This is a genomic window from Kitasatospora sp. NBC_01560 (assembly GCF_045208415.1).
In the GTDB taxonomy this organism is placed as follows: Bacteria; Actinomycetota; Actinomycetes; order Streptomycetales; family Streptomycetaceae; genus Kitasatospora.
This window is the reverse complement of the sequence record NZ_CP109364.1, coordinates 7,476,284-7,502,476: the sequence shown is the minus strand read 5'-3', so window position 1 is coordinate 7,502,476 and position 26,193 is coordinate 7,476,284. Positions and strand designations below refer to the sequence as shown.

22 protein-coding genes and 1 tRNA gene are annotated in these 26,193 nt (G+C 73.5%); 11 read left to right on the top strand and 12 right to left on the bottom strand.

Annotation, left to right across the window (positions count from 1 at the left end; translation table 11 throughout):
- Positions 1-345: 345 nt before the first annotated feature.
- The 3 genes from OH807_RS32360 to OH807_RS32350 form a co-directional block, all read right to left on the bottom strand.
- Positions 346-414: transfer RNA gene (locus tag OH807_RS32360), tRNA-Glu, on the bottom strand.
- 234 nt (positions 415-648) lie between these two features.
- Positions 649-1,131 carry a YbaK/EbsC family protein gene (locus tag OH807_RS32355; protein WP_406206166.1) on the bottom strand — a complete coding sequence of 161 codons (483 nt, stop codon included), beginning with the start codon at positions 1,129-1,131 and terminating at the stop codon, positions 649-651.
- Positions 1,128-2,819, bottom strand: a complete 1,692-nt coding sequence (locus OH807_RS32350) for a 2-isopropylmalate synthase (RefSeq protein ID WP_406211306.1) — start codon at positions 2,817-2,819, stop codon at positions 1,128-1,130. The genes OH807_RS32355 and OH807_RS32350 overlap by 4 nt, the downstream gene beginning before the upstream one ends.
- Before the next feature lie 258 nt (positions 2,820-3,077).
- On the opposite strand from OH807_RS32350, the gene OH807_RS32345 reads away from it, so the two are divergent.
- From OH807_RS32345 to OH807_RS32320, 6 genes are all read left to right on the top strand, one after another.
- On the top strand, positions 3,078-3,770 hold the full coding sequence (locus OH807_RS32345) for a FadR/GntR family transcriptional regulator (RefSeq protein WP_406206163.1): 693 nt from the start codon (positions 3,078-3,080) through the stop codon (positions 3,768-3,770).
- 480 nt (positions 3,771-4,250) lie between these two features.
- Positions 4,251-7,445, top strand: a complete 3,195-nt coding sequence (locus tag OH807_RS32340) for a nitrate- and nitrite sensing domain-containing protein (RefSeq protein ID WP_406211304.1) — start codon at positions 4,251-4,253, stop codon at positions 7,443-7,445.
- On the top strand, positions 7,442-7,873 hold the full coding sequence (locus OH807_RS32335; RefSeq protein ID WP_406206161.1) for a roadblock/LC7 domain-containing protein: 432 nt from the start codon (positions 7,442-7,444) through the stop codon (positions 7,871-7,873). The genes OH807_RS32340 and OH807_RS32335 overlap by 4 nt, the downstream gene beginning before the upstream one ends.
- Positions 7,874-7,937: 64 nt before the next feature.
- The gene (locus tag OH807_RS32330) at positions 7,938-8,303 is read left to right on the top strand and encodes a DUF742 domain-containing protein (RefSeq protein WP_406211302.1); all 366 of its coding nucleotides are present in this window, start codon (positions 7,938-7,940) and stop codon (positions 8,301-8,303) included.
- Positions 8,304-8,306: 3 nt separating this feature from the next.
- Entirely contained in the window at positions 8,307-8,930 is a 624-nt protein-coding gene (locus OH807_RS32325) for a GTP-binding protein (RefSeq protein ID WP_406206158.1), read from the top strand.
- A gap of 36 nt (positions 8,931-8,966) precedes the next feature.
- Positions 8,967-10,100 carry an FAD-dependent monooxygenase gene (locus tag OH807_RS32320; RefSeq protein WP_406206156.1) on the top strand — a complete coding sequence of 378 codons (1,134 nt, stop codon included), beginning with the start codon at positions 8,967-8,969 and terminating at the stop codon, positions 10,098-10,100.
- Between the two features lie 50 nt (positions 10,101-10,150).
- On the opposite strand, the gene OH807_RS32315 is transcribed toward OH807_RS32320, so the two are convergent.
- Complete coding sequence (locus tag OH807_RS32315) at positions 10,151-10,933, bottom strand: serine hydrolase (RefSeq protein ID WP_406206153.1); 783 nt, start codon at positions 10,931-10,933, stop codon at positions 10,151-10,153.
- Between the two features lie 176 nt (positions 10,934-11,109).
- Here OH807_RS32315 and OH807_RS32310 point away from each other — a divergent pair, with 176 nt between their 5' ends.
- The gene (locus OH807_RS32310; RefSeq protein WP_406206150.1) at positions 11,110-11,583 is read left to right on the top strand and encodes a PH domain-containing protein; all 474 of its coding nucleotides are present in this window, start codon (positions 11,110-11,112) and stop codon (positions 11,581-11,583) included.
- Positions 11,584-11,630: 47 nt separating this feature from the next.
- On the opposite strand, the gene OH807_RS32305 is transcribed toward OH807_RS32310, so the two are convergent.
- Entirely contained in the window at positions 11,631-12,419 is a 789-nt protein-coding gene (locus tag OH807_RS32305; RefSeq protein ID WP_406206148.1) for a leucyl/phenylalanyl-tRNA--protein transferase, read from the bottom strand.
- Positions 12,416-15,946 (bottom strand): amino acid adenylation domain-containing protein, encoded by a 3,531-nt coding sequence (locus OH807_RS32300; protein WP_406206146.1) that lies wholly within the window; start codon positions 15,944-15,946, stop codon positions 12,416-12,418. Before OH807_RS32300 ends, OH807_RS32305 begins: the two co-directional genes overlap by 4 nt.
- A 259-nt stretch (positions 15,947-16,205) precedes the next feature.
- Here OH807_RS32300 and OH807_RS32295 point away from each other — a divergent pair, with 259 nt between their 5' ends.
- The gene (locus OH807_RS32295; RefSeq protein ID WP_406206143.1) at positions 16,206-19,370 is read left to right on the top strand and encodes a putative bifunctional diguanylate cyclase/phosphodiesterase; all 3,165 of its coding nucleotides are present in this window, start codon (positions 16,206-16,208) and stop codon (positions 19,368-19,370) included.
- Here the strand turns inward: OH807_RS32295 and OH807_RS32290 are convergent.
- Positions 19,345-19,746 (bottom strand): helix-turn-helix domain-containing protein, encoded by a 402-nt coding sequence (locus tag OH807_RS32290; RefSeq protein ID WP_406206140.1) that lies wholly within the window; start codon positions 19,744-19,746, stop codon positions 19,345-19,347. The genes OH807_RS32295 and OH807_RS32290 overlap by 26 nt on opposite strands.
- A 354-nt stretch (positions 19,747-20,100) precedes the next feature.
- Here OH807_RS32290 and OH807_RS32285 point away from each other — a divergent pair, with 354 nt between their 5' ends.
- Together OH807_RS32285 and OH807_RS32280 are read left to right on the top strand one after the other, a co-directional pair.
- A complete protein-coding gene (locus OH807_RS32285; RefSeq protein WP_406206137.1) occupies positions 20,101-20,634 on the top strand; it encodes a hypothetical protein in 534 nt (177 codons plus the stop codon).
- A 62-nt stretch (positions 20,635-20,696) separates the two neighbouring features.
- Positions 20,697-21,353, top strand: a complete 657-nt coding sequence (locus OH807_RS32280; RefSeq protein ID WP_406206134.1) for a hypothetical protein — start codon at positions 20,697-20,699, stop codon at positions 21,351-21,353.
- Positions 21,354-21,396: 43 nt separating this feature from the next.
- On the opposite strand, the gene OH807_RS32275 is transcribed toward OH807_RS32280, so the two are convergent.
- Entirely contained in the window at positions 21,397-22,239 is an 843-nt protein-coding gene (locus OH807_RS32275; protein WP_406206132.1) for an SDR family oxidoreductase, read from the bottom strand.
- A 111-nt stretch (positions 22,240-22,350) separates the two neighbouring features.
- Here OH807_RS32275 and OH807_RS32270 point away from each other — a divergent pair, with 111 nt between their 5' ends.
- Positions 22,351-22,848, top strand: coding sequence for a MarR family winged helix-turn-helix transcriptional regulator (locus OH807_RS32270; RefSeq protein WP_406206129.1), 498 nt, complete (start codon positions 22,351-22,353; stop codon positions 22,846-22,848).
- A 114-nt stretch (positions 22,849-22,962) separates the two neighbouring features.
- Here OH807_RS32270 and OH807_RS32265 read toward each other — a convergent pair whose 3' ends face one another.
- From OH807_RS32265 to OH807_RS32250, 4 genes are all read right to left on the bottom strand, one after another.
- On the bottom strand, positions 22,963-23,742 hold the full coding sequence (locus OH807_RS32265; protein ID WP_406211300.1) for a DUF1206 domain-containing protein: 780 nt from the start codon (positions 23,740-23,742) through the stop codon (positions 22,963-22,965).
- 146 nt (positions 23,743-23,888) lie between these two features.
- Positions 23,889-24,854, bottom strand: a complete 966-nt coding sequence (locus tag OH807_RS32260; protein WP_406206127.1) for a DUF4331 family protein — start codon at positions 24,852-24,854, stop codon at positions 23,889-23,891.
- A 148-nt stretch (positions 24,855-25,002) separates the two neighbouring features.
- Entirely contained in the window at positions 25,003-25,245 is a 243-nt protein-coding gene (locus OH807_RS32255; RefSeq protein ID WP_406206124.1) for a DUF397 domain-containing protein, read from the bottom strand.
- A 2-nt stretch (positions 25,246-25,247) separates the two neighbouring features.
- On the bottom strand, positions 25,248-26,120 hold the full coding sequence (locus OH807_RS32250; protein WP_406206121.1) for a helix-turn-helix domain-containing protein: 873 nt from the start codon (positions 26,118-26,120) through the stop codon (positions 25,248-25,250).
- Between the last annotated feature and the right edge of the window lie 73 nt (positions 26,121-26,193).

Here is a 26,193-nt window from a genome sequence, read left to right as displayed (position 1 = left end):
CTCGTCTCCCGGGCCCTGGTCTGACCTCGGCCTCTCGTTCGTGGCCACCGATCCGGCTGACCCGACCGGCGCTCTCGTCGGCCACGTCGTGCTGAGCCGCGCCCACATCGGGGACGTCCCGGCACTCGCCATGGCGCTGAGCCTGGACGCGGGCGACCGGCTGCCCTCCGGGACGGTCCGCTGGGCCGCGGCGTTCGGCATCCGAGGGTTTCCTCGGCGGCCGCTCAGCGTCCGGGTGCCCGGCCGGGGCCCCCAGGCCGGGCACCCGGACAGCAACAACGCGGAAGCACCCACGCAAAGCAGCAGGGGCGGGAGTCGATGACGACTCCCGCCCCTGCTGAATCGAGCGCCGGGCCCGAATCGAACGAACCCTTCCCGCTGAAAGCGGGCGTGCTACCACTGCACCACCGACGCATGTCCGGTACGGCCTTCGATCACTTCCGCGATCTCGTCCCGCCGACAGGAAGAAAACTACCAAGGGATGATCGAAAGACGAAATCGGGGCGTCCGCCGGGCCTCTGACGCCGGGGCGGGCGGTGTGCGGTCCGCGGCAGGGCCACGGACCGCACACCACGGACCGCACAGCACAGACGGCACAGCACGAACGGCACACCACCGACGCACGCGGCGGCCGGCCGACCGTGCCCGCTACTGCGGCGTCACCGTCACCGGTGTGCCGCCCGTGAGCCGGAGCAGTTCCTCGTAGGTCACCGGCACCACGGTGTGCGGGTGCCCGGCGGCCGCCCAGAGCAGCGGGTGGCCGGCCAGGGCCGCGTCCACCACCGTGCGCAGCGGGGCGGGGTGGCCGGCCGGGGCGATGCCGCCGATGGCCTGGCCGGTGGCCTCGCGGACCTGGGCGGCGCCGGCCCGGGTGATCGGTCCGGTGCCGAGCTGCCGGGCGAGGTGGTCGGTGTCGACGCGGTGGGCGCCGCTGGTCATGACCAGGAGCGGGGCGCCGTCGCACTGGAACACCAGGCTGTTGGCGATGGCGCCGACCTCGCAGCCGAGGGCGGCGGCCGCCTCGGCGGCGGTGCGGGCGGAGTCGGGCAGGACCTGGATCTCGCCGGGGACGCCGGCCGGCGCGAGGGCGTCGGCCACGGCCTGGCTGCGGCTGGGCAGGGTGGACGTCATCGGGCCATCATCCCCCGGGCCCGGCCGACGGCACTGAGGACGGCCTGCACGCCGGCGGCGAGCACGGAGGAGTCCCGCCCGACACCCCAGACGACCACACCGCCGGCTACGTCTCCGCCTCCGGCCCCGGTGCCGCCGACCCGCGCCTCGACGTAGGCGACAGCGTCGCTGTCGGGCCCGGTGCGGACGGCGTGTTCGGTGAACTGGAGGATGTCGACGGCGGTTCCGGCCGCCGCGAGGGCGGCGGTGACGGCGTCCAGCGGTCCGTTGCCCTCGCCGCGGTGCCCGTCGACCTCGGCCCGGTGCCGGCCGCCGGCCTCCCCGGTGCGCCACGGCACGGGCGGTGCCGCGTCCAGGTAGGTGGCGCGGAACAGGGCGTACAGGTCGTCGGCGGTGATCTCCTGCCCGCTGTCGTCGGTGGATTCCTGGACCACCCGGGAGAACTCGATCTGGAGCCGGCGCGGCAGGTCGAGGCCGTGGCCGGTCTGCAGCAGGTAGGCGATGCCGCCCTTGCCGGACTGGCTGTTGACCCGGATCACGGCCTCGTAGTCGCGGCCCAGGTCGGCCGGGTCGATCGGCAGGTAGGGCACCGCCCAGGGGGCCTGCGCCGCGGGGACGCCCAGGTCGGCGGCGGTCTTGGCGTGGTGGGCGAAGCCCTTCTTGATGGCGTCCTGGTGGGTGCCGGAGAAGGCGGTGTGGACGAGGTCGCCGACGTAGGGGTGGCGTTCGTGGACGGGGAGGCGGTTGCAGTGCTCGACGGTGCGGCGGATCTCGTCGATGTCGGAGAAGTCGATCATCGGGTCGACGCCCTGGGTGTGCAGGTTGAGGGCGAGGGTCACCAGGTCGACGTTGCCGGTTCGCTCGCCGTTGCCGAACAGACAGCCCTCGACGCGCTGGGCGCCGGCCAGCACGGCGAGTTCGGCGCAGGCGACGCCGGTGCCGCGGTCGTTGTGCGGGTGGACGGAGAGGATGACGGCCTCGCGCCGGGCGAGGTGGCGGTGCATGTACTCGATCTGGTCGGCGTAGACGTTGGGGGTGGCGATCTCGACGGTGGCCGGCAGGTTGTGGATCACCGGGCGGTCGGGGCTCGCGTCCCAGAGTTCGGTGAGGCCGTTGCAGATCTCCAGGACGTAGTCGGGTTCGGTGAGGTTGAACACCTCGGGCGAGAACTCGAACCGCAGGCCGGGGCGGTCGCCGCCGTGGCGGGCCAGGTGCTCGGCGGCCTCGGTGATGAGGGCCCGTACCTCGTCGCGGCTGCGGTCGAGGACGAGGTCGCGCCAGGCGGGGGCGGTGGCGGTGTAGAGGTGGACGACCACCCGGGGCAGGCCTTCGACGGCCTCGAAGGTGCGGTCGATCAGGTCGGCGCGGGCGGCGGTGAAGACGACGACGGTGACGTCCTCGGGAACGGCGCCGGGGGTGGTGGCGAGCCGGCGGACGAAGTCGAAGTCGGTGCGGCTGGCCGAGGGGTAGCCGACCTCGATCTCCTTGAAGCCCATGGCCAGGAAGAGGTCGAACATCCGCTGCTTGCGCGCCGGGTCCATGGGTTCGGCAAGTGCCTGGTTGCCGTCGCGCAGGTCGACGGGCACCCAGAGCGGGGCCCGCTCGATCCGGCGGCCGGGCCACTCCCGCGGCTCGCCGGAGGGCAGCGGGACGCGCTCGTGGGCGGGGCGGTAGCGGTGGTGCGGCATGGCGCTGCCGCGTTGCGGGTTCCAGGCGGGTGCGGTGGCCGGGACGGGGCCGGCGGGGGTGCGGAGCGTGGGAAATCGCACGGTGGTGGTCCTTCGTGAGCGGGCCGGTCCGGAGGACGGACCGGCAGCACGGCGCCCCGCAGCGGGGTGCCGGTCCGGTCAGACCCCGCTGCGGCCGCCAAGAAGGAGACTCCACGACTTCATGCCGGGTACGATAACCACGAACCAACTCCTCAGACAACCTGGTAGGTGAACGCGATGCCTCCCCTGGGACCGCTCCGCCCCTCCCCCCTCGTCGATCAGGCGACCCGGCGGATCGAGGAGCAGATCTCGGCCGGGCTCTGGCCGGTCGGCAGCAAGCTGCCCGGTGAGGTGGCGCTCGCCAAGGAGCTCGGCGTGGGCCGGTCCACGGTTCGCGAGGCGCTGCGCGCGCTGGCGGGGGCCGGCATGGTGCAGAGCCGCCAGGGGTCGGGCGTGGTCGTGACGGCGGACCGGCCGGTCGAGGACTGGTCGGCCCGGCTGCGGCGGGCGGAGCTGGTGCACGTCTACGAAGTCCGCTCGATGATCGAGGTGCAGGCGGCCCGGCTGGCCGCCGTCCGCCGCGACGACGCCGACGTGGCCGCGCTCGACCGGGCGCTCGCCGCCCGCCACGCGGCCGGCGGGGCGGACGACGCCACCTTCGTGGACGCCGACATCGCCCTGCACGCGACCGTGGTGGCGGCCGCCCACAATCCGGTGCTGTCCGACCTCTTCGCCCAGTTCGCCCCCGTCCTGCGGGAGCGGCTGGTCGAGCTGGTGGGGCTGCTGGGCCTGCGCATCGGGGACCCGGACCACGGCTACGCCTCGCACGCCGGGCTGGTGGAGGCCGTCCAGCGGGGCGACGCGGAGGGGGCCGCGCGGGCACTTCAGGAGGAACTGGACGGGACGAGAGCGCGACTGCTCGGCCCCTGACGGGAGGCCGGGACGCCATCGGCACACTGTTCACACACAATCCCCCCGGATGAACCCGGGGCGCCCTCCCCGCCGTGTTCCCCTGGGGCTGATATGGCGTCATCGCACGTCATCGCGGTACTTTGCCTACCAATCATGAACGGGCGCATGACGTTGTGTTAAGGCTGTGTGTGCACACCGTCCAGACAGCGAACGGGTTTTCACTCCTATTACACGGTATGACTAGTATCGCCTCGTCAAAAGCCCGTGCCCGGACGGTCCGGCCCCACCAGGCCGACCGCCAGCCCCTAGGAGACAGCTCTGCGCGCGCGTGCGAATCGGCGGCCCCCGGCGCCGAAGACCCCCCGCAGGCGTCCGCGCCTGTCACTGCGGACGGCACTGCTCGTCCTGGCCGTCGTCCCCAGCCTCTCCCTGGCCGCCCTCTGGGCGGTCACCAGCGGCCAGACCTTCCTCGACTTCACCCGCCAGGCGGACCAGGGTCTGCTGGCGCAGAAGGCCGGCCAGCCGTCCAACATCGTCTACTACAACCTCCAGGAGGAGCGCCGGCTGAGCGCCGAGGCGCTCGCCCGGCCCGGCAGCGTCACGGACGCGCTGCGCCGCCAGCGCCAGCTGACCGACGACGCCGTCCGCCAGTTCCAGGCGCTCTCCGGCGAGACCGCCGACAGCGCGCCCGGCGAGGTGCAGAGCGCCGTCACCGAGGCGCGGCAGGCACTCGGCCGGCTGGCCGAGCAGCGGTCCGCGATCGACCGCTCCGCCGTCGACCAGCAGACCGTCTTCAGCTACTACACCGACCTCATCGCCGTGGACCTGCGCCTGTTCACCGCGCTCAGCCACGTCGACAACGGCGAGGTCACCTGGATCTCCAAGACCCTGGTGAACGCCTTCTGGGCCAAGGAGATGCTGGCCCGCGAGGACGCCCTGCTCGCCCGCGGCTGGCCCTCCGGCAAGCTGACCACCGGTGAGTACCAGCAGCTCCAGCAGGCCATCGGCGCCCAGGACCACCTCTTCACCGTGCAGGTCGTGCCGTACATCCCGGCTGCCGAGGCCGCCGCCTGGCAGGACTTGATGACCAGTCCGGCCTGGCAGTCCAAGGCCGCCGTCGAGCAGTCGCTGGTCCGGCCGAGCGCGGCCGACGCCGGCGGCGCGGTCAGGCTGCCGGCGTCGCAGGAACAGTGGCGCCAGGCCGTCGACCAGCTCAACCCGCAGCTGGTGAAGGTGCTGGAGGCCCGGACCGACGGCATCGTCGAGGTCGGCAAGGGCTCGTTCCTGTCGCTGCTGACCACCTTCGTACTGACCACGGTGATCGGCCTGGTCGCGGTCATCGCCGTGATCCTGACCAGCTGGCGGCTGACCCGCTCGCTGCGCCGCCGGATCAAGGAGCTGCAGTCCCAGGCGCAGGAGCTGGAGCGGACCCTCCCCGAGGTCGTCGAACGCCTCGCCCAGGGCGAGCAGGTCGACGTCGAGGCGGAGAGCCGGGCGATCACCGCCGGGCCGCACGGCAACGGCACCGACGAGCTGGCCCGCCTCGGCGAGGCGCTCAACCTGGCGCGGACCTCCGCGCTGGAGACCGCCGTCCGGCAGGCCGAGCAGCACCGCGGCTTCGAGCGGCTGCTCCAGCGCATCGCCCGCCGCACCCAGCTGCTGATCGGTCAGCAGCTGCGCAAGCTGGACGAGCTGGAGCGCAAGCACGAGGACCCGGAGATCCTGGAGGGCCTGTTCGACCTCGACCACCTCACCGCCCGGCTCCGCCGCTACGAGGAGAACCTCGTCATCCTCGCCGGCGGCCAGCCGCAGCGGCGCTTCCGCAAGCCCGTCCCGCTGCTGGACGTGCTGCGCGCCGCCCAGGGCGAGGTGCAGGACTACCGGCGGATCATGCTGGACGTCGAGGGCCACCCGTGGCTCTCCGAGCGCGCCGTCGGCCCGGTCGCCCACGTGCTGGCCGAGCTGATGGAGAACGCGGCGACCTTCTCCAAGCCGCCGACGCCGGTCGAGGTGCGGGCCGCCATGGTCGGCCGCGGCCTGGCGGTGGAGATCGAGGACCGCGGGCTCGGCATGGACCCGCAGCAGTACGACGCCGCCAACCGGCTGATGAGCCGTCCGCCGCGGACGGACGTGCTGGCCCGGGCCGACGACATCCGCCTCGGCTTCTACGTCGTCGCCCGGCTGGCCGCCAACTCCGGTCTGAAGATCGAGTTCCGGCCGTCGGCCTTCGGCGGGACGCGGGTGGTCGTGCTCGTCCCCGACGAGCTGGTCATCGACGGCGACGCCGGCCTGCCGGACGCCACCCCGGTCGAGCCGATCCCGCTCGCCCGCCGCTCGCGCAAGGCCTCGCCGGGCGCGGTGGGCGCGGTGGGCGCGGTGGGCGACGGAACAGCCGCAGAGCCGACCGAGCTCGCCCGGCCGGGCCAGGATCGGCCGGGTCAGGATCAGCCGGGCCACGAGCTGCCGGGCCAGGACCGGTTCGGCCAGGAGCAGGCGGGCGGGGAGCGGTCCGTGCCGGAGCCCGAGGCGGCGCAGCCGAGCGCCGTCCAGCCGCCGGAGACCGTCCTGGTGCCGACCGCCGCCGGGGCCGGGCACGCCGAGGCGTTCGCGCACGTCGAGTACATCCGGCCGCTCGGCCGGTCCGCGGGCCTCTCGCCCGACGAGCTGCTGGAGCAGCCGGCCGACTCCGGCCAGCCGGTCGAGCACGGCTCCGCCGCGCACGGCACCGGCACGCACGACTCCGCCGCCGGACACGACGCGGGCCCGGCGTACGACGCGGACCCGGCATACGCCACCGAACCGGCCTTCGGGGCCAACCCGGCCTTCAGGGCCGAGCCGGCCTACGGCACCGGCCAGGGCTACGGCGGCGACCAGGGGTACGGCGCGGCGCAGCCCGCCGCCGGGTACGCCGAGCGGCCCCCGTACGACACCCCGGTCGACGGGGTCCCGCTGTACGACCCCGCGCTCGCCGCCTCGTTCGCCGCCCCGGCGTACGAGCCGGCCGGGCCCGCCGCGGGAGGCCCCGGCTACGACGCCACGGCCCAGGAGGCCGCCGTCCTCGGCACGCCTGCCCCCGGCACGCCCGGCTACGAGACCCCCGCCTACCCGGACATCGCCTACGCCACGGTGACGCCCGCGGAGGCCCCGTACGCGGACGAGCAGTACCGGCCGGCCGACAACTACCGGCTGGCCGAGCGGCGGGAGCGCCGCGAGTACGCCCCGTCGGTGCCGTTCACCGAGCCGAGCGGCGGGCAGCCGCCGCTGCCGCAGCGGGTCCGCCAGGCCAGCCTGGCCGCCGAGCTGCGCGTCCCGCCGCGGTCCGAACAGTCGGCCGGAGCGACGGGCTTCGGCGGCCCGGGCGGCTTCGGTGCGGTGCCCGCGGCGCAGCAGCAGGGCGGCCCGGCCGCTCCGTTCGAACGCCCGGCCCGGCGCTCGGGTGCGGCGATCGGTGCCTTCCAGCGGCAGTCCCGCGCGGCGCGTGGCCAGGGCAGCGGCCACGATTCCGGCGAGCACCGCCCGTTCCCCGGTGGGGGTGCCGACCGTCCCTCCGGTCCGAGCCCCGACCACGGCACCCGCCCGGCATCCCCCACCGAACCCGCCGAAGCCGGGCTCCCGACCCCCGCGCCGGGCCCCTCCCCCTGGGCCCTTCCTGCCGCGGACTCCCGAACCACTAGGACGGATGACCAGTCATGAACCGTACGATCGCCACCCACCAGGACTTGGACTGGCTGCTGGACGGACTCGTCGACTCGGTGCCCGGAACCAGAAACGCCGTACTGCTCTCCGACGACGGCCTGGTCGTCAGCCACTCCCGCTCGATCGAGCGGGCCGACGCCGAGCGCCTGGCGGCCGTCGCCACCGGTCAGCAGAGCCTGGCCCGCGGTGTCGGCCAGCTCTTCGACGGCGGCCCGGTGCACCAGGTGATCGTCGAGCTGTCCGAGGTCTGGCTGTTCATCATCGCCGCCGCCCAGGGCACCCACCTGGCCGTGGTGGCCTCCCAGGAGGTGGACGCCGAGGTGATGTCGGTGGCCATGCACACCCTGGTGCAGCAGGTCGGCCAGAAGCTGAGCACCCCCGTGCGCAGCGAGTTCGACGCCTTCGCGGCCAGGAACCGGGGGTGACGACCCGGTGATCCCGCACTGGAGCGAGGTGTCCGACGAGGACGAGGACGACGGCGCGGGCTCGATGGTGCGCCCGTACACCATCACCCGCGGCCGCACCGCGCCCGAGCGGGACGACCTCACCCTGATCACGGTGCTGACCACCGTCGAGGAGGCGGCCCGGACGGCCCTGGCCCGGGGCCCCCGCCCCGGGCCGCGCGGCCTCCAGCCCGAGCACCGGCTGATCCTGGACCGCTGCCGGCGGCCCGCCGCCGTCGCCGAGGTGGCGGCGAGCCTGGACCTGCCGGTCTCGGTCACCAAGATCCTGCTGGGCGACCTCGTCTCCCAGGGCCTGCTGCTGGCCCGGGCCCCGCTCTCGGTGGCCCGGGCCAGCGGGGGCGTGGACCTCGGTCTGCTGACGGCCGTACGCGAAGGACTCCGGAGACTCTGAACCATGGCACCGACCGCTTCCCTTCCCCCCACCTCCGCCGATCCGGCGGGCGCCGCCCCCAGTGCGCCCGCCGCCGTCAAGATCCTCATCGCCGGCGGCTTCGGCGTCGGCAAGACCACCCTGGTCGGCTCGGTCAGCGAGGTGGCGCCGCTGCGCACCGAGGAGTACCTGACCCGCGCCAGCGTCGGGGTGGACGACCTGTCCGGTGTGGACAGCAAGGACACCACCACCGTCGCCCTGGACTTCGGCCGGATCACCGTCAGCCCCGAGCTGGTGGTCTACCTGTTCGGCACGCCCGGCCAGGAGCGCTTCTGGTTCATGTGGAACGACCTGGTGAACGGCGCGCTGGGCGGGATCGTCATCGCCGACACCCGCCGGCTGGACACCAGCTTCGCGTCGATCGACTTCTTCGAGAGCCGGGGCATCCCGTTCGTGGTGGCGATCAACTGCTTCCACGGCCACAACACCCGGACGCCGGCGGAGATCCGGGCCGCCCTCGACCTCGACCCGCAGGTGCCGATGCTCCTCGGTGACGTGCGCGAACGCGCCTTCGGGCGGGACTTGCTGCTCGCCCTCGTCGACCACCTGATGGACCTCTCGACCGCCCGGCCCACGCCCGTCGGCTGAGCCGGTGCCCACTCCCCCTTCCTTGGAGATCCCGTCATGACCTCACCCCTGCGCGTCCTGATCCACGGCGGCGGCATCGGCGGCCTGACCCTGGCCACCGCGCTCGCCCGGCGCGGCCACCAGGTCGAGGTGGCCGAGCTGCGCGACGAGCTGGAGGCGCTCGGCGTCGGCATCATCCAGCCCTCCAACGCGCTGCACGTGATGCGCGAGACAGGAGTCCTGGACGCCTGCCTCGCCGCCGGCTTCGGCTGGGAGGTGCTGACCATCTGCGATCCGGCCGGCACCGTCCTGGCCAAGATCCCGCAGCCGCGGATGGGCGACGCCCCCGCCAACAACGGCATCCCGCGCCCCGCCCTGGCCAAGGTGCTCTCGGCCGCGGCCACCGGGGCCGGCGCGTCGGTCGCCTTCGGCACCACGATCACCGAGCTCGCCGACGACGGCGAGGGCGTGGACGTCACGCTGTCGGACGGCCGGACGGGCCGCTACGACCTGGTGGTCGGCTTCGACGGCATCGGCTCGCCGCTGCGCAAGCGCCTGTACGGGGACGCGTACCGGCCCGAGTACACGGGCTTCGCCAACTGGCGGGTCACGCTGCCGCGCCTGCCCGAGGTGCAGGGCGTGGTGATGTCCACCGGGAACCTCACCGCGAAGGCGCTGCTCACCCCGATCACCGACGACCTCATGTACCTGGGCTCGGTGTTCGCCGAGGAGGACGGCTTCCGGCCGGACCCGGAGCGCGCCCACGAGCAGCTCGCCGAGCGGCTGGCCGGCTTCGGCGGCCCGATCGCCGAGGCACTGGCGCTGCTCACCGACCCGGCCGCGGTGGTGCACTCGCGGATCTCCCAGGTCACCGTCGAGGAGCCGTGGCACGTCGGCCGGGTGGTGCTGGCCGGTGACGCCGCGCACGCCAGCACCCCGCACCTGGCCCAGGGCGCGGCGATGGCCGTCGAGGACGCGCTGGTGCTCGCCCAGGAGCTGGACGCCGCGGACGGCGTGCCGGCCGCGCTGACGGCGTGGGAGGCGCGCCGCCGCCCGCGCGCGATGTGGGTGCAGGCGCTGTCCCGCGCGGTCCTCAAGCAGGAGACCGGCACGCCGACCACCCCCGAGGAGGACGAGCTGCTGAAGGTCGGCATCCCGGGCGCCGCGCACGTCCTGGTCCAGCCGTACTGACGGCCCGACGCTCTGCCCCGCGGGTCTGCTGACGGTCGGTCGGCCGATGTTCAGCAGGCCCCGCGGGGCCGATCCCGGCCGGCGGCGGCGATCGCGTGCCGCCGTTCCCAGACCGCGGCCGAGATCCGCGCCAGCAGCCGGGCCGCCGGATCGGCCTCGTCCGCGCCGGAGGCCAGCGGGCCGGTGTAGCAGACGGCGAGCAGGTACGGCGGGCAGTCCCCGGGCCGGACGAGGCCGACGCCGTGCCGCGCCCCGGGGAGCCAGCCGTTCTTGAAGGCGATCCGGGTGCCCGGCGGCAGCCCGGCCGCGAGGTCCACCCGGAAGGCGTTGCGCTCCAGCAGCGCGAGCAGCTGCGGCTCGCCGTCCAGGGACTGCAGCAGGCGGACCAGGTCGAGGGCGCTGACCAGGTTGTGCACGCCCGCCGCGCGTGCGGCGTGGTCCTCGATCCCGCGCGGGCTGGCGCTGCGGGTGGCCCCGGCCCGCTGCCAGACCTCGGCGACCGCGGCGGGCCCGGCCTGCGCGAGACAGAGGTTGGTCGCCAGGTTGGACGAGTGGGTGATCATCCGCTCGGCGAGGGTGCGCAGCGGGGCCGTGCCGCCGAGCAGCGTCCACGGCTGCGGATCGCTGTCCCACGCCGGGTCGTTGCCGTACTCGCCGCCGGCCACCGAGGCGAACCGGTTCACCACCGGCACGCGGGCGTCGAGGTCCGCCCCGCTCCGGTGCAGTGCGGCCAGCACGGCGACCTTCATCGTGCTCGCCGCTTCGTGCAGTTCGTCGCCGGCCCGCACGAACACCGGAGGCCCCTGCCGGGGCGCCACCACCACAGACAGCATGCCCGCGGTGGTTCCCCCGGGCCCGCCCGGCAAAACCCCCCGGCGGCCCGGCGAAGCCGATCGGGGGACAACACGACCGGGCCCTGTCAGCGGGCAACTCCCGCCCCTACACTGCGAATCCGGCCGGTCACCGGCGATGGCGGTGGGCCGGCGACAACGATCGAGGGGTGGGCCGGATGAGCGGCGAAGGACTGCGGGTTCCGCACGAGTACCGACTGGCGACGACACGGGTCGGGGGGCTCGCGCTCACCATCCTGCTGTTGTCCGGCGGGGCGCTGCTGCCGATCTGGTCGGACGAGGAGTTCGCGCCGTCCAGCAAGGGGATCGGCACGCTGCTCGTCCTCGCCTTCTGCCTCCTGGTGATCGTCGGCGTGGCCCGGGCCGGCACGCTCGTGACCGCCGAGGGCATCACCGTCCGTGGGATGGTGCGCCGCCGCCGGCTGCCGTGGGCCGAGATCACGCAGTTCGGCAAGGCGCCCAATCCGAACGCGAGCTCGGGCCGCGGTGCGCCGAAGTTCTTCACGTACGCCTTCCGCGCGAGCGGCAAGAAGGTCCACCTCCCCTACGTCGACGACAAGCACGTGCTGCTGGACCGCGAGGTGGAGCGGTTGAACGCCCTGCTGGCGGAGCGCCGCGGCAACGCCGGCTGAGAGACGACGGCACCCGCGGACGAGAGACAGCCCCCGCGCCCGGGGCCTCAGCCCGCGAGCCGGGCCGCGGGCAGCGGCTCCACCGGGATCGGGCCGGTCGCCGCCGGGCCGGCCAGGACGGCCAGGTAGCGGGCGCGGGGCAGCAGGGTCGCGCCGAGGGTGCGGACGTGGGGGGTGTCCCACTGGGCGTCGAGGAGCCGGCCGTCGGCGGCGGTGAACCGCGCCGCGAGGTCGGCGACGGCGACCCGGGCGGCGTCGGGGCGGCGGTGGAACATCGAGTCGAGGCTGAGGACGGGCCCGACGCCGACGCCGAAGACGCCGCCGATCAGCTCCTCGCCGTCCCAGACCTCGGCGCTGTGGGCCGCGCCGCGTTGGTGCAGGATGGCCAGCGCGGCGCGCAACTCCCCGCTGAGCCACCGCGGTTCGCGCCCCTCGGCGCAGGCGGCGACCACCCGGTCGAAGGCTTGGTCGGCGCTCGTCCACCACGGGAGCCCGTTGCGCAGGCGCCGGGCGAACCGGCTGCCGAGGCGGACGCCGGCCGGCTCGATCACCGGGCGCGGGTCGGGGGACCACCAGGCGAGGGCGTACGGGTCGTCGTCGGCCTGGTCCGGGCCCGGGAGCAGGGCCACCTCTCCCGCGGCCGCGGCCTCCTCGAACCGGGCCTCGTTGAAGGCGCTCGCGTAGTCGTCGGCGGCGGGCATCGGGAAGAGGCCGCACCGGTACGCGGCCAGCAGCACGTCCGGTCCGAGCCCGCCGCCGAAGGCGACCGGCCCGTCCGCCGGTGCCCGCGCGACGTCCAGCCCGTCGAACACGTCGGTGCCGGCCACCGCGCTCACCGGCGCACCACCCCCACCGGCGGCGCCAGGAAGCCCTCCGCCGCCAGCTGTTCCAGGTAGTGGTCCAGCAGGCCGTCATCCACCGCCGGGAGCTCGATCCCGCTGCCCACCAGCGCCCGTTCGGTGTTGGCCCGGTCGAAGAGCGGGAACGTCGGACGGAAGTACATCTCGCTGATGGAGAGTTGCGTCCCGGGGACGCGGTCGACGAACAGCGGCACGAACGGGGTCATCGGGTGGGTGGGGTGTCCGGCGGCGAACCGGATGAGGTCCTGGACCCAGGCGTGGTAGGGGACTTCGTCGATCGGGTGGCCGCGGGCGCGCAGCCGGGCGGCGAGGTCGGCGAGCACGGCGGGGCGCGGCGAGGTGATGTGGTAGACCTCGCCGCCGGCGGGGGCGTGGGCGGTGATGTGGGCGACGGCCTCGCTGAACCGGTCGGCCGGGACGAAGTCGAGCAGCAGCCGGACGTCCGGGCAACTCCCGCTCTCGGCCATGTACTTGATCAGCGCGCAGATCTCGGTGCCGGTGTTCATCACCCCGTTGGCGAGATCGCCGGTGACGTCGTTGGTGCGCAGCACGGTGACGGGCAGTCCGGCCGCCGCCGCGTTGTGGAGCAGCTGTTCGGCGACCCACTTGCTCTCGACGTAGCCGACCGCGAGCTTGTCCGGGTGGGCGAGCGGCATCTGCTCGGTCACCTCGGCGATGCCGGTCGGGCCGAAGCCGGCCAGCACGGCGAGGGTGGAGAGGTAGTGCACGGGGATGCCGCGCGAGTGGCCGGCCAGCCGGACGATCTCCCGGGTGCCGCCGACGTTGGCGGCGCGCAACTGGTGGTACGGGTAGATGAAGTTGACCTGCCCGCCGAGGTGGTGGATGGCGTCCAGGCTGTCGGCCAGCTGCTCGAATTGGTGCTGCGGGAGGCCGAGCAGCGACTGGGTGAGGTCGCCGACCAGCGGGACGACCCGGGCGTCGGCCAGGTCCTGGCGGAGGAAGCGCTGCTGGGCGGCGCGGATGCGTTCGAGGGCGTGCTCCTCGTCGGGGGCGCGGACCAGGCAGTGGATGCGGGCCCGGGTGGTGCGGAGCAGGGTGTGCAGCAGGTGGGCGCCGCAGAAGCCGGTGGCGCCGGTGAGCAGGATCTCGGCGGGCTCGGCGCGCGAGGGTGCGGGGCGCCAGGACTGCCGGACGGGGGTGTCGAGTTCGGCTTCGCCGACCCAGTCGACCGCGGCCTCGCCGAAGCCGTTCCCGGTGGAGCGCGCGTTCCGGGTGGCGGTGGCGAAGGCGCGCAGGGTGGCGTCACGGAGCAGTGAGCGGGTGAGGAAGCGGATCCGGGTGACGTCGATGCCGAAGATGATCCGGGCCCGGGCCAGCATCTCCATGGCGAGCAGGGAGTTGCCGCCGAGGGCGAAGAAGTCGTCGGCCGGTCCGACGTCCTCGACGTCGAGCAGTTCGGACCAGAGGTGGGCGATGCCGGCCTCGATCGCGTCCCCGCCGTCGCGGCCGTCCCCGTTGGTGTCGGCCCGGCCGGAGCCGTCGACGCGCAGGAGCCCGTCCGCACCCCGGGCCGCACCCGCGGCGCCCTGACCAGTGTCCTGACCGGCGTCCTGGTCCGTTCCGTGTGGGTGGTGGCCGTCACGCCGTTGCAGTTGCGGCGCGGCGCGCGGCAGCCGGCGCCGGTCGATCTTGCCGTGAGAGGTGAGCGGCATGCTGTCGAGCAGCACGAACTCGGTCGGGACCATGAAGTCCGGCAGCCGTTCGGCCAGGTAGGCGCGGATCTGGTTGCGCCGGGCGTGGGCGCCGGAGCCGGCCCGGTCGGTGAGCGTGTAGTAGGCGGTGAGGGCGCGTGAGCCGTCGCTGCCGTCGGCCACCACGCGGGCCTGCCGGACGGCGGGGTGGGCGGCGAGCACCGACTCCACCTCGGCCGGGTCGACCCGGTAGCCGCGGACCTTCACCTGGTCGTCGAAGCGGCCGAGGATCTCCAGGTTGCCGTCGGTCCGCCAGCGGCCGGCGTCGCCGGTGCGGTACATCCGCTCGCCGGGGACGGGCGCGTAGGGGTCGGGCAGGAACGTCTCCGCGGTGAGTCCGGGCCGGCGCCAGTAGCCGCGCGCCAGGCCGGGGCCGCCGAGGTAGATCTCGCCCTTCTCCCCCGGCCGGACCGGCGAGAGCCGGGCGTCCAGCAGGTGCACCCGCACGCCCGGCAGCGGACTCCCGATCGGCACCGGGGCCGCACTCACCGCGCCGTGCGCCCCGCCCTGGGCGGCGGGAGCACCGCCCCCGCTCACCGCGCCGCCCAGCACCTCGGGCGTCACCTCGCAGAGCGTGGAGGTGACGGCCGCCTCCGTCACCCCGTACGCGTTGACCAGCCGGACGCCCGGCAGCCGGGCCAGGCAGGTGCGGCAGTCGTCGGCGTGCACGGTATCCCCGCCCACCACCATCAGCCGCAGCCCCGCGGGGGCCGGGCCGCCCTCGGGGAGCAGCGCGAGCACGTGGTGCCAGTAGGCGGGCGTGAGGTCGGCGACGGTGAGCGACAGCTCGGACATCCGGTGCACCAGCTCGGTGGGTGCCCACGTCCGGGCCCCGCCGAGCACCAGCGTCGCCCCGCTGACCAGGGCGGCGAGCACCTGCTCCAGCGCCGTGTCGAAGCCGAGCGCGGCGAGCTGAAGCACCCGGTCACGGGGCGTGAGCCCGTAGGCGTGCACCACCCGGTCCAGGGTAAAGACCAGCGAGCGGTGAGTGACCGGCACGCCCTTCGGGGTCCCGGTGGTGCCGGAGGTGTAGATCAGGTAGGCGAGGTCGTCCGGCACAGCGGTGTCCGGCGGGGCAGGTGCCGGCGAGGCGCTGCCCGGAGGCGTGCCGTCACCCTCCGTGGCCACCGTCGCGTCGGCACCCAGCACGGTGACCCCGGGAAAGCGTCGTCCGTCCGCCGCCACCACGATCTCGGCCCGGCAGTCCTCGACCAGTTGCGTGAGCCGCCGGTCCGGGTGGGCCGGGTCCAGCGGGAGGAAGGCGCCGCCGGCCTTGAGTACGCCCAGCCAGGCCGTCACCAGGCCGGTCCCGCGCTCCAGGCAGACCGGGACGACGTGCTCGGCCCGGACGCCCCGGGCGCGCAGCGCGGCCGCGAGCCGGTCACTGCGCCGGTCCAGCTCGCGGTAGCTCAGTTCGTCACCCTCGGCGACCACGGCGACGGCGTCGGGGTCATGCGCGGCGCGGGCCCGGAACAGCCGGTGCACGGTGTCCGCGAAGCCCGCCCGGGTGGCCGGCCGGCCACCGTCGACGCCGTCGACGGCACCCGGGTCGCGGCTGCGGTCGTCACCGTCCGTGCTGTCCCGGCCGGTGCCGTCCCGGCCGGCGGCGCCGGGTAACGGCCCGAACCCGAGCGCGCTCCACCTCCACTCGCGCTCCACGTACGCGCGGCAGGCTTCGCGGCCGTCCGGCCCGAACACCGTCCGCCAACCGCTCGGTACGGTGAAGTCCCCGGGCCAGATCGCATACTGACCGTCCTCGTTCCGCAACACGGCGTGACGTCCGGAATTCACTTCCGTCCGCGCGCCCTGTGCGCTCTCTGGTGCCTCGTCCACCGGCTTGACCTCGTGCTGTGGCGGCAGAATGCTGGGAGGTGCGACATTTCCGACTATACGCACTCATGGCCCATTTCGAACGTCCGGCCGCAAACCCCCGGACGGGCCAGGCCCCTGCCCGCACGGGGATCCCCCCAGGGGAGATCCCCGATCACCCGTCCTCGCCCGAACTCCCCCGCCCGACCGGCGGGGTGATGTCGCGGAGGAGGTAGCCTCGTTGACACGCCGGCGCGAACGCCTGATGGTCTGTTACCTGGTGTGGATGCTGCTCTTCACCTGCATCTACTACATCTATCCGAGCCAGCGGATCATCTGGTGGACGGGCATCGGCCTGGGTGGCGTCACCGCCATCGTGGTCGGCGTCCGCCTGAACCGCCCCTCGCACGCGCTCTTCTGGTACCTTCTGGCACTCGCCAACCTCAGCTTCACGGCGGGCGAGGTCGTGCAGGTCATCCAGATGCAGTTCCTGCACCTGGGCAGCCCCTTCCCGTCGGTCGCCGACGGCTTCTACCTCGCCGAGTACCTGCTGTACGCGGCGGGCGTGTTGGGCTTCATCCGCTGGCGGACGGCACATCAGGACCGTGCCAGCCTGCTGGACGCGCTCATCCTCACCATGGGCCTGGCCCTGATGGCCTGGATCTACCTGATCCTGCCGTACGCCCGGAACCCCGATCTCACCTGGTTCCAGAAGGCCGTCTCGATCGCCTACCCGCTGGGCGACGTGGTCGTGCTCGCCCTGCTGCTGCGCCTGCTGGTACCACGCGGCGGCAGCAGCCGGGCCCTCCAACTGCTCACCATCGGCACCGTCGGCCTGCTGATCTCCGACATCCTGTACGGGCTGATCCTGCTGCACGGCAACTGGCACATCGGCACCCCCGTCGACCTGGGCTGGGCCGCCTTCTACACGGCCTGGGGCGCGGCCGCACTGCACCCCTCCATGGTCGAACTGACCAGACCCGTGCCCAGTCAACAGGTCGACCTCTCCCGCGGCCGGCTCGCCCTGCTCACCCTGGCCTCGCTGATCGCACCGGCCATCCTGATCATCGAGTCGATCAACGGCAACACCAGCAACGCCGGCGTCATCGGCGCCTTCTCCGCCCTGCTCTACCTGCTGGTCCTGGCCCGTCTGGCGATCGTCGTCAGCGCCCGCCGGCAGGCCATCGCCCGCGAACGCGCCCTGCGCGAGGCCGGCGCCTCGCTGACCGCGGCCGTCACCGTCGAGGAGGTAGCCGACGCCGTCCAGACCACCGCGTCGACCCTGATGCCGGCCGAGCCGGGCCACGTCGCCCTGCTCGCCGTCACCGAGGGCGGCGTCCTGCACGTCCGGCACGCCGAGCGCGGACCGGCCCAGCACGCCCTGGGCAACGGCACCGACTCGGACGAGGTGCTCGCCCTCGCCACCGTCCGCGAGACCCGCTTAATCTCCGTCGAGGACATCGGCACCGATCTCGCCATCCGCTTCGACGGCATGCCCTCCGCCCTGCTCTGCCCGCTCACCCTGGCCGAGCGCCCCTCCGGGGACCCGCTCATCGGTGCGCTCATCGTCACCGGCACCGAGCAGGAGCTGACCAGCCTCTGGAGCTCGCTGGAGATCCTCGCCGCCCAGGCCGCCCTGGCCGTCGAGCGCGTCATGCTGAGCCGGGAGCTCACCCGCCGCAACAGCGAGGTCTACTTCCGCACCCTGGTGCAGAGCGCCAGCGACGTCATCCTGATCCTCAACGCCGACGACGGCGTCCGCTACGCCTCCTCCTCCGCGCAGCGCGTCCTCGGCTACCCGAGCCTGGACGGCACCCTGATCACCGACCTCGTCCCGCCCGAGGACAGCCGCGCCGTCGGCAGTGCGCTCGCCCGGATGCGCGGCCTCGACGGCGCGGTCGACGGCCGCGACCAGCAGCGCGAGCACTGGCGGCTGCTGCGCCACGACCGCACCCCCATCGAGGCCGAGGTGCGCTGCAACGACCTGCGCGCCGACCCCACCGTGGGCGGCCTGGTGCTCACCCTGCGCGACGTCACCGAGCAGCGCCAGATGGAGCGCGAACTCACCCACCGCGCCTTCCACGACTCGCTCACCGGCCTCGCCAACCGCGTCCTCTTCCAGGACCGGGTCAGCCACGCGCTCTCCCGCGGCGAGCGCAGCGGCGCGATCACCGGCGTCCTCTTCATCGACCTGGACGACTTCAAGATGGTCAACGACACCCAGGGGCACGCCGTCGGCGACGAACTGCTGATCGCCGTCTCGCTCCGGGTCTCCACCGCGCTGCGCACCTCGGACACCGCCGCCCGGCTCGGCGGCGACGAGTTCGCCGTCCTGGTGGAGGACGCGCTGCAGCCGGAGGACGTCGGCGCCACCGCCGACGCCGTGCTGGCCGCCTTCAGCGCGCCGTTCAAGCTCAGCGCGGGCGCCGTCCGGGTCTCGGCCAGCATCGGTGTCGCCACCACGGAGGACAGCGTGGACGCGACCGAGCTGCTCAGCCACGCCGACCTCGCCCTGTACTCGGCGAAGTCGGCCGGCAAACGGCAGTGGTGCCACTACCAGCCGGCCCTGCAGGCCGGGCTGGTGGAGCGGCACGAGCTGAACGAGAACCTGGACGTGGCCATCGCCGAGTCCGCCTTCAAGCTGTACTACCAGCCGATCGTCGACCTGCGCACCGGCGACCTGGTCGCCTTCGAGGCCCTCGTCCGCTGGCCGCACGACCGGCGCGGCATGGTGCTGCCCGACGAGTTCATCTCACTCGCCGAGGAGAGCGGCCAGATCGTCCCGCTCGGCGCGTGGGTGCTGGAGCGCGCCGCCCAGGAGGTGGCCTCCTGGCAACGGCTGAGCGGCGACCGCCGGGCCGCCGAGGGCCTGCCCGCGCTCCGCGTCAACGTCAACGTCTCGGCCCGGCAGTTCCGCGACGCCGGCTTCGTGGACGTCGTCCGCGGCGCCGTCGGCGCGTCCGGGATCAACCCGCAGGCGCTGGTCCTCGAACTCACCGAGTCCGTCCTGATGCGGCGCGACGAACGCGTCCACACCGACATGCGCGTCCTGACCGACCTCGGCGTCGGCATCGCCATCGACGACTTCGGGACGGGCTACTCCTCGCTCTCCTACCTGCGGGAGTTCCCGATCTCCATCCTGAAGATCGACAAGTCCTTCATCGACGGCCTCGGCATGTCCCAGCAGCAGTACGCCCTGGTCGAGGGCATCACCCGGATCGCCGACACGCTCGGCGTCCAGGTCATCGCCGAGGGCATCGAGACCATCCAGCAGCGCGACCTGCTCGCCGCCATGGACTGCCCCCTCGGCCAGGGCTACCTCTTCGCCCGCCCCCTCACCTCCGACCAGGCCCACGCGTTCATCGACGAACACGCCCGCCTCACCGAGGCCCAGCGCAAGCACTGACGACCGGACACCACCGGCGCAGCGCCGTTCGGGCCGCCGAGCGCCCGCCCGGCCGGTCACCGTGCGGGGAGAAGACGAACGAGGAGGCGCCCCCGTCCAGGTCGATGGTCAGCGATGCATCCAGCGCCTTCGCCAAGCGCGTCAGCAGCGGCAGTGTCGGCAGCGAGTCGCCGCCCTCGACGGTGGAGATCTGCGGCTGTGTCATCCCCGCCCGCCGCGCCACCTCGGCCTGCGAGAGCCCCAGCTCGCTCCGACGGTCGTGGACGGCCTGCCCCAGCGCCAGCGCATGCCCCGCCTCCACGTAGGCGGCGGACTCGTCGACCTGCTCCCCCAGCAGCTTGCGGGTTCTCCGGGTCTTCCACTGGCTGTGGTTCACCGACCCTCCTCCTTCATCCGGTCGTACTCGTGCCCCGCAGGACCATGCTGGGCCTCACACTCCTTCTGCACCTGGTGCGCCCGCTCGACCTCGGCGGTCTCTCGCTGCTCCGCCAACGTCGTAGGGTCGGCGGCCGGGCATGTCAGCGGCCCGCTCCACCTGGCCACCGCCTCGGCGGCAGTGCCCACCACCGGCGGGACCGGGTCGGGGGGAAACCGGTGCAGTGGAGGTCGGTGCGGGCTCGAAGCGACGGGCCGGCAGCTGCGGTCGCGCCGCGGGGGTTTGGCGGGCGGCGGACGGGCAAGGCGAGGGTCCGGCGGCCGCACCGGCGGACCGCCGCCGAAAGGAGCGGAGATGGAGCCTCTCCACATCGTCCTCGTCGCCGTCATCACGGCGGCCGCACTCTTCGCCGTCCTGGCTCCCCGAGTGCGCTCGCGCAGGCTGCGCGAGCGGTTCGGGCCCGAGTACGACCGCGCCGTCCTCCTCCACGAGGGCGACGTCCGCGCGGCCGAGCACGACCTGACCGACCGGCTGGCGCTGCGCCGCCGGGTGCGGACCGTCCCCGTCGAGGCCGCCGACCGCGACCGGTACCTGGCCGAACTGCGCGGCCTGCAAGCCCTGTTCGTCGAGGATCCGCGCCAGTCCGCGGTCCGCACGGCACGACTGCTCGACACGGTGCTCACCGACATGGGCTTCCCGGGCGAGGACCGCCCGGAGGTGCTCTCCGTCGATCACGCGGCCCGGGTGCCCGGCTACCGCGACGCCCGCCGGGTCCTGGCCGATCCGGGTGCCGACAGCGAGGAGCTGCGCCGGTCCGTCGTCGCCGACCGCGACCTGATCGTGGAGCTGCTCCACGAGGACCGCAGCGGCATCCTCGCCCGCCACTGACCGGCAGCCCGTCAGCCCGTCAGCCCGTCAGCCCGTCAATCCACCAGTCCGAGGAGCAGACGATGACCCGCATCGAACAGCAGCGCACCGGCCACGCCCCGAGCCACGCCGACCGGTCCGGTCACGGCCGGGCCCACCGCGAGGACCCGCGCCACGCCGGTCCGCACGACGGCCCCCGGCACGCCGCCGGGAAGAAGAGCCTGCCCGAGCCCACCCCGGCCGCAGCAGCGGCAGCGGCCGCACCGATCGAGGCGCCCGCGCCCGACCGGCCGGACGGCGCCTCGCTCCAGGTGTTCCCTGCGGTCCGCCGGCCCGGGCCGGACCTCCCGGCCGCCGTTCCCGCCGCCCCGGCCGCCCCGCCCCTGCCCGCCGCCGCGCCGCAGGCCCCGACGGGCGAGGTCGTCGCGCGGACGGCCGCCCCCGCCCGGGCGTCCGGCGGCGGCCTCGGCCCCTGGCTGGACGCCGCCGCCGTCCAGGAGTCACGGGCCGACTGGGAGCACGCCCAGATCACTTTCGTGGACGACCCGGCCGGCGCCGTGGCTGCCGCCGACACCCTGGTCGAGCGCACCGCCGACCTCGTCGCCGAGGCCGTCCGCCGCCGGCTGGAGGAGCTGCGCGAGGGCTGCCGCACCCCGGGCGGGGAGCCCGGCGCCCGCACCGAGCAACTGCGCCTGGCGATGCGCGACTACCGCTCCGCCCTGGACCGGCTGCTCTCCTGACCGCCCGCCCCCCGAACGGGCTCCTCCCACCGGTCGAGCGTGGTCAGCGCGCGGTGAACGCGGCGGCGTTCTCGGTCGCCCATTGCCGGAAGGTGCGCGCGGGCGTGCCGAGCAGGGTGCGGGTGGTGTCGGCGATGGGTGCGGGGCCTGCGCACGCGGCGGCCCAGAGAGCAAGCAGGGAGCCGGCCATCGGGGCCGGCATGAAGCGGCTCATCTGCTGCTCGGCCTGCTCGTGGGTGATCGTCTCGACGGGGATGTCGCGGTCGAGGACCTCGGACAGGACGGCGATCTGCTCCCGGAAGGTGAGGGACTCGCAGCCGGTGAGGGTGAGCGAGCGCCCACGGAGGGCAGTGCCGGTCAGGGCGTCGACGGCGATGTCGGCGATGTCCTCGGGGTGGATGGGCGCGATGTGCGCCTCGGGGTGGGCGAGCTGGATCGGCAGATCGTGCCCGATGAAGTAGGACCAGCCGAGGGCGTTGCTGGCGAAGGCGTCCGGGCGCAGGAAGGTGCAGGGCAGGCCGGAGGCGGTCAGGGCGCGCTCGACGTGGAGGCTGTGCGAGGCCAGCGGGTCGGTCTCGGCCCCGGGGGCCAGGACCGAGGACGAGGACAGCAGGACGACGTGCTCGACGCCGGCGGCCCGTGCGGCCTCGACGAAGGCGTCGATGCCGTCGGGCTCGGGATAGAGGAAGACCTGGCGCACCCCGTCGAGCGCGGCCGGGAAGGTCTCGGGCCGGCCGAGGTCGGCTTCGGCGACCTCGACGCCGGTCGGGACGGCCAGCTCGGCGGGCTTGGCGCTGGCGGCGCGGACGGGCAGGCCGGCGGCGTGCAGGCGGTTGATGACGGCCTGACCGACCTTGCCGCGGGCGTCGGTGATGAGGGTGGTCATGGAAACTCCCCGAAGTTCATGAAGCGTGCTGGCAGACATATGCATGTTGCCATGCACGTAATTTCACGTCAACACATGCCTTCTGAAGCTCATGGACATTACGATGGGTGCATGACGACGAACGAGCCGCAGACGGCCGAGGAGCTGCTGAACGCCGTGGGTCCGGCGTTCTCCAAGCTGCGCCGGACCTCACTGCTGGAGGTCGAGAACCCCATCTCGGCCAAGGACCTGAGCCGCACCCTGGTCCTGAACATCGTCCTGGAGCACACCCGGGACTCCGACAAGGAGATCACCGTCGGAGCGGTGGCCGACCTCCTCGCCGTCGACCCCTCGGTCGCCAGCCGGATGGTCACCGACAACATCAAGGCCGGTTACCTGATCCGTGCCGCCTCCCAGCAGGACGGCCGCCGCACCGTCCTGCTGCTCAGCCCCGAAGGCGTCGACCTCATGGCGCGCTTCCGGCGCCACCAGCGCGCGGCGTTCGAGTACATCACCACCGACTGGGCCGAGCGCGACCGCCTGGAGTTCGCCCGCCTGATGCTCAAGTACGTCGGCTCCCTCGCTCGATTGAACGATCGCGCCGTGGCTGACGACGCCGAGGGATCCTGACCGCAGACCCGTCTCCCCGCCGGGCGTGGACCAGGTCGCGCCACAAGCCCTGTTCCCGCCCCCCGGGGGCTTCAGTGGTCGCGACCTCGGCCGCGCCACCGGCCGCCCGGACCGTCAGGAGAGGCGCCGCCAGCGCGCGGACGCGAAGGAGAAGGCGCCGAAGAGGAGCAGGCCGGCGGCGGTGAGCGTCAGCAGCCAGGGGCCGGCCGGAGTGGCGGCGAGGCTGCGGAGGGTGTCGTCGAGGCCCTTGGCCTGCTGCGGGTCGTAGCGGAGTGCGGCGGTGACGACGAAGGCGCCGGCCGCCCCGAGGACCACGCCGCGCGCGGCGTTGCCCGCGACGCCGCAGGCGGTGACGGCCGCCCGGGTGCGGGGGCCCATCCTCCCCGTCTCCAACCGGTCGAGGAAACGCCGCCGCAGGGCCCGGACGGCGGTGCCGACACCGATCCCCGCCAGCACCAGGCCCGCCCCGCCGACCAGATAGCGGCCGGCCGGGAGACCCAGCGCCGTGGCCGTCCAGTCCTTCGACGCATCGTCGCCGCTCGACCGCCCCCCGCTGCCGAGCGCGAACGCGGCGGTGCCCCAGCAGACGACGCCGTAGAAGAGGGCGCGGCCGGTGTTGAGGGCGCGCTTTCCGGGCTTTCCGTCCTTGCCGCGCCCGAACGCCGCCGTGCCGGCCCGCCAGAGCGCCATGCCCGCGAAACCCGCCACGAGCAGCCAGATCACGACCCGGCCGAGCGGCTGGTCGGCGACCGTGCGCAGCGCGCCCTGCCGGTCCGCCTCGTCGGTGCCCCGGCCGGCGGCGATCCGCAGGGCGAGGTAGCCGACCAGGACGTAGACGACGCCGCGGGCCGCGAACCCGGCCCGCCCGGCGCCGCGCAACGCGCCCTCCGGCATGTCGCCCGCGCCGGCCCGGCGGCCGACCGTTCTTCCGTGCACTCCTGAGGTCACGTCCGTCCCCTTCGCCGGCGGGCACGCCGTCCGCGCCCGCTCCGGGCGTACGTCTGCCCGCCCGCCGGGGGCGCACGCGCGCGCGGGGTACGTCAGGCGGAGGGGTGCGGGTGGCCGAGGTGGGGGAAGACGGGGAGCACGTCGGTGTGCGGGGGGATGTGGTCACTGGTGATCTTGCCGCCGGAGACCATGGTGAGCCGCGCCGACGTCACGTCGTCGGTGAGCGTGCGGCCGTTCGGGTAGGCGGCGGGGCGGGACCGGTCGTAGCGCAGGACGTCGGGCAGGACGAGCTTGAGCGTCTCGGTGGCCGCCTCGGTGGTGTAGTCCCCGGTGTGCTGGAGGACGGCCGTCCACGGCTCCCGGTACTTCGCCCAGTCGTCCGCCGGCTCGCCCGTGTTGTACGCGTCCTTGACCTCCTCCGCGTTGAAGTACGCGGTGAGGAAGGGGTGGGCGCCCCGGTCGACGGAGAGCAACTGGCCGTCCACGTGCAGGCTGACCCGGGCCCAGACGCCGATCGTCGGCTCCGGACCGAGCTCGGCGTCCGGCACTTCGAGGGCGATGCCGAACACGTTGGCCTCGGCCATCGCGTCCTTGCCCGTCCAGGTGAAGTTGTTGACGATCCCTTCGAGGTCGGCGAAGAACGGATCGCTGCGCAGCCCCACCGAGAGCTTGTACCCGCCCGCCGCCACGACGTCCGGCGCGTCGCCGAAGGCCACCGGCACGTCGGCGAAGAGCACGTCGCCCGTCGCCTCGTGCTTCTGGGCCGCCTCACCGGTGGCGCGGTGCACGGTGACCGTCTGGCCACCGGTGTGCGGGGCCGAGAAGGTGAACGAGTAGGCGACGTCCGCGCGGTCGTCCCCGTCGCTGTCGACGTTGATCCGGTAGACGGCGTCCGGGTGGAACTCGGCCGCCTGGGTGGGCGCGTACGGGTTCACGTTCATGATGAGGACCGTCCGGCCCGAGGCGTCCGAGGCCGGGAACGCGAAGACGTCGGTCAGGTCGAGCCGGGCGTCACCGCGCGGCGAGCGGAGATTCGGACCACTGAGGTGGTGGGACATGCGCTGCGCTACCTCGTCTCTGCGTACCCCCCATGGGTGACGGGCCCAGTGGTACCAGCGCGACCGGTACAGCGGGGGGAGGCCACCCGTACAGCACGCGGCCGTCCGCCGATTGGCGGACGGCCGGGAGGTGCGCGCGGGGCAGGCTTCAGACGGAGCGGACGGAACCCGCGAAGTCCACGAACGCCTGCCAGGCGGAGGGGGTGAAGGTGAGGTGCGGGCCGCTCTTGTCCTTGGAGTCACGGACGAGGACGGCGGCGGTCGAGGGGGCGACCTCGACGCAGGCGGTACCCTCGTTGCCGCTGTAGCTGCTCTTGTGCCAGGCGATCTCGACGCACTCGGTGCCCTCGTTGCCGCTGTAGCTGCTCTTGAACCACGCCAGCTCAGTCATGCTCACCGCTCTCCCAGCATCTTCTCGATCAAAGCCAGGGACTCCCTCAGGCCCAGCGCCTGAGCCCTGATGCTGCTGTACCGTGCGGCCATGATACGGACCTCCTCGGGGTCAGTGATCAACCTGTTGACGTGCTGCACCTCCACGAACGCAACCTGCGACCTCCCCTTGGGCGTCAGGAGCGTGAACGAGCCGCCCATGCCGGCATGCTGCGTTCTGTCCAACGGCATCACTTGTAGCTCCAGTCCCCTCATCTCACCGACCTTGAGCAAGTGGCGCAGCTGCTCCTCATGCACCTCCCAGCCACCCATCGGACGCCGAAGCACACTTTCGTCGACGACCCAACTCATCATCGGCAGGGGCGAACGCGTCAAGACCTCCTGACGGGCCATCCGAGCTGCCACCCATTTCTCGACCACATCATCGGGGAGGACGGGCTTTCGCATCTCGTAGAGAGCACGTGCATGCGCTTCGGTCTGCAGCAGCCCCGGGACATCGAGCGTGCTGTAGTTGTGGATCTCCACGGATTGCGCTTCCTCAGCGGTGAAAGCCTTCGACCACGCCGGGTGCCGCGTGCTGACCCTCACCTTTGCTTTCATCACATCCGGCGCCATGGCCTTCAAGATGCCTCCAGCGCCCAGGAGTTCATCCACAGCTTCCAGGAATTCCACTCTCGGGGTCCGCCGTCCGCGCTCCACCGAACTCACGTGATCCTCGCCGTACCCCAGCCTTTCGGCCATCTCACGCTGCGTCATGCCGACGCGTTCGCGCAGCAGCTTCACCACCTTCCCCACCGCGCTGTAGAACTCGGCGACGCCCTCCGACCCCTCCGGCAGCTCGCCGTCCTCGAAGGCCGCCCGCTCGTTCCCGCCCATGAAGTCCTCCCCTTCCGCACCCGGCCGCGCTGTTCGACCGGTTGATCCGCACCGACCCGACCCGCCAACGCTT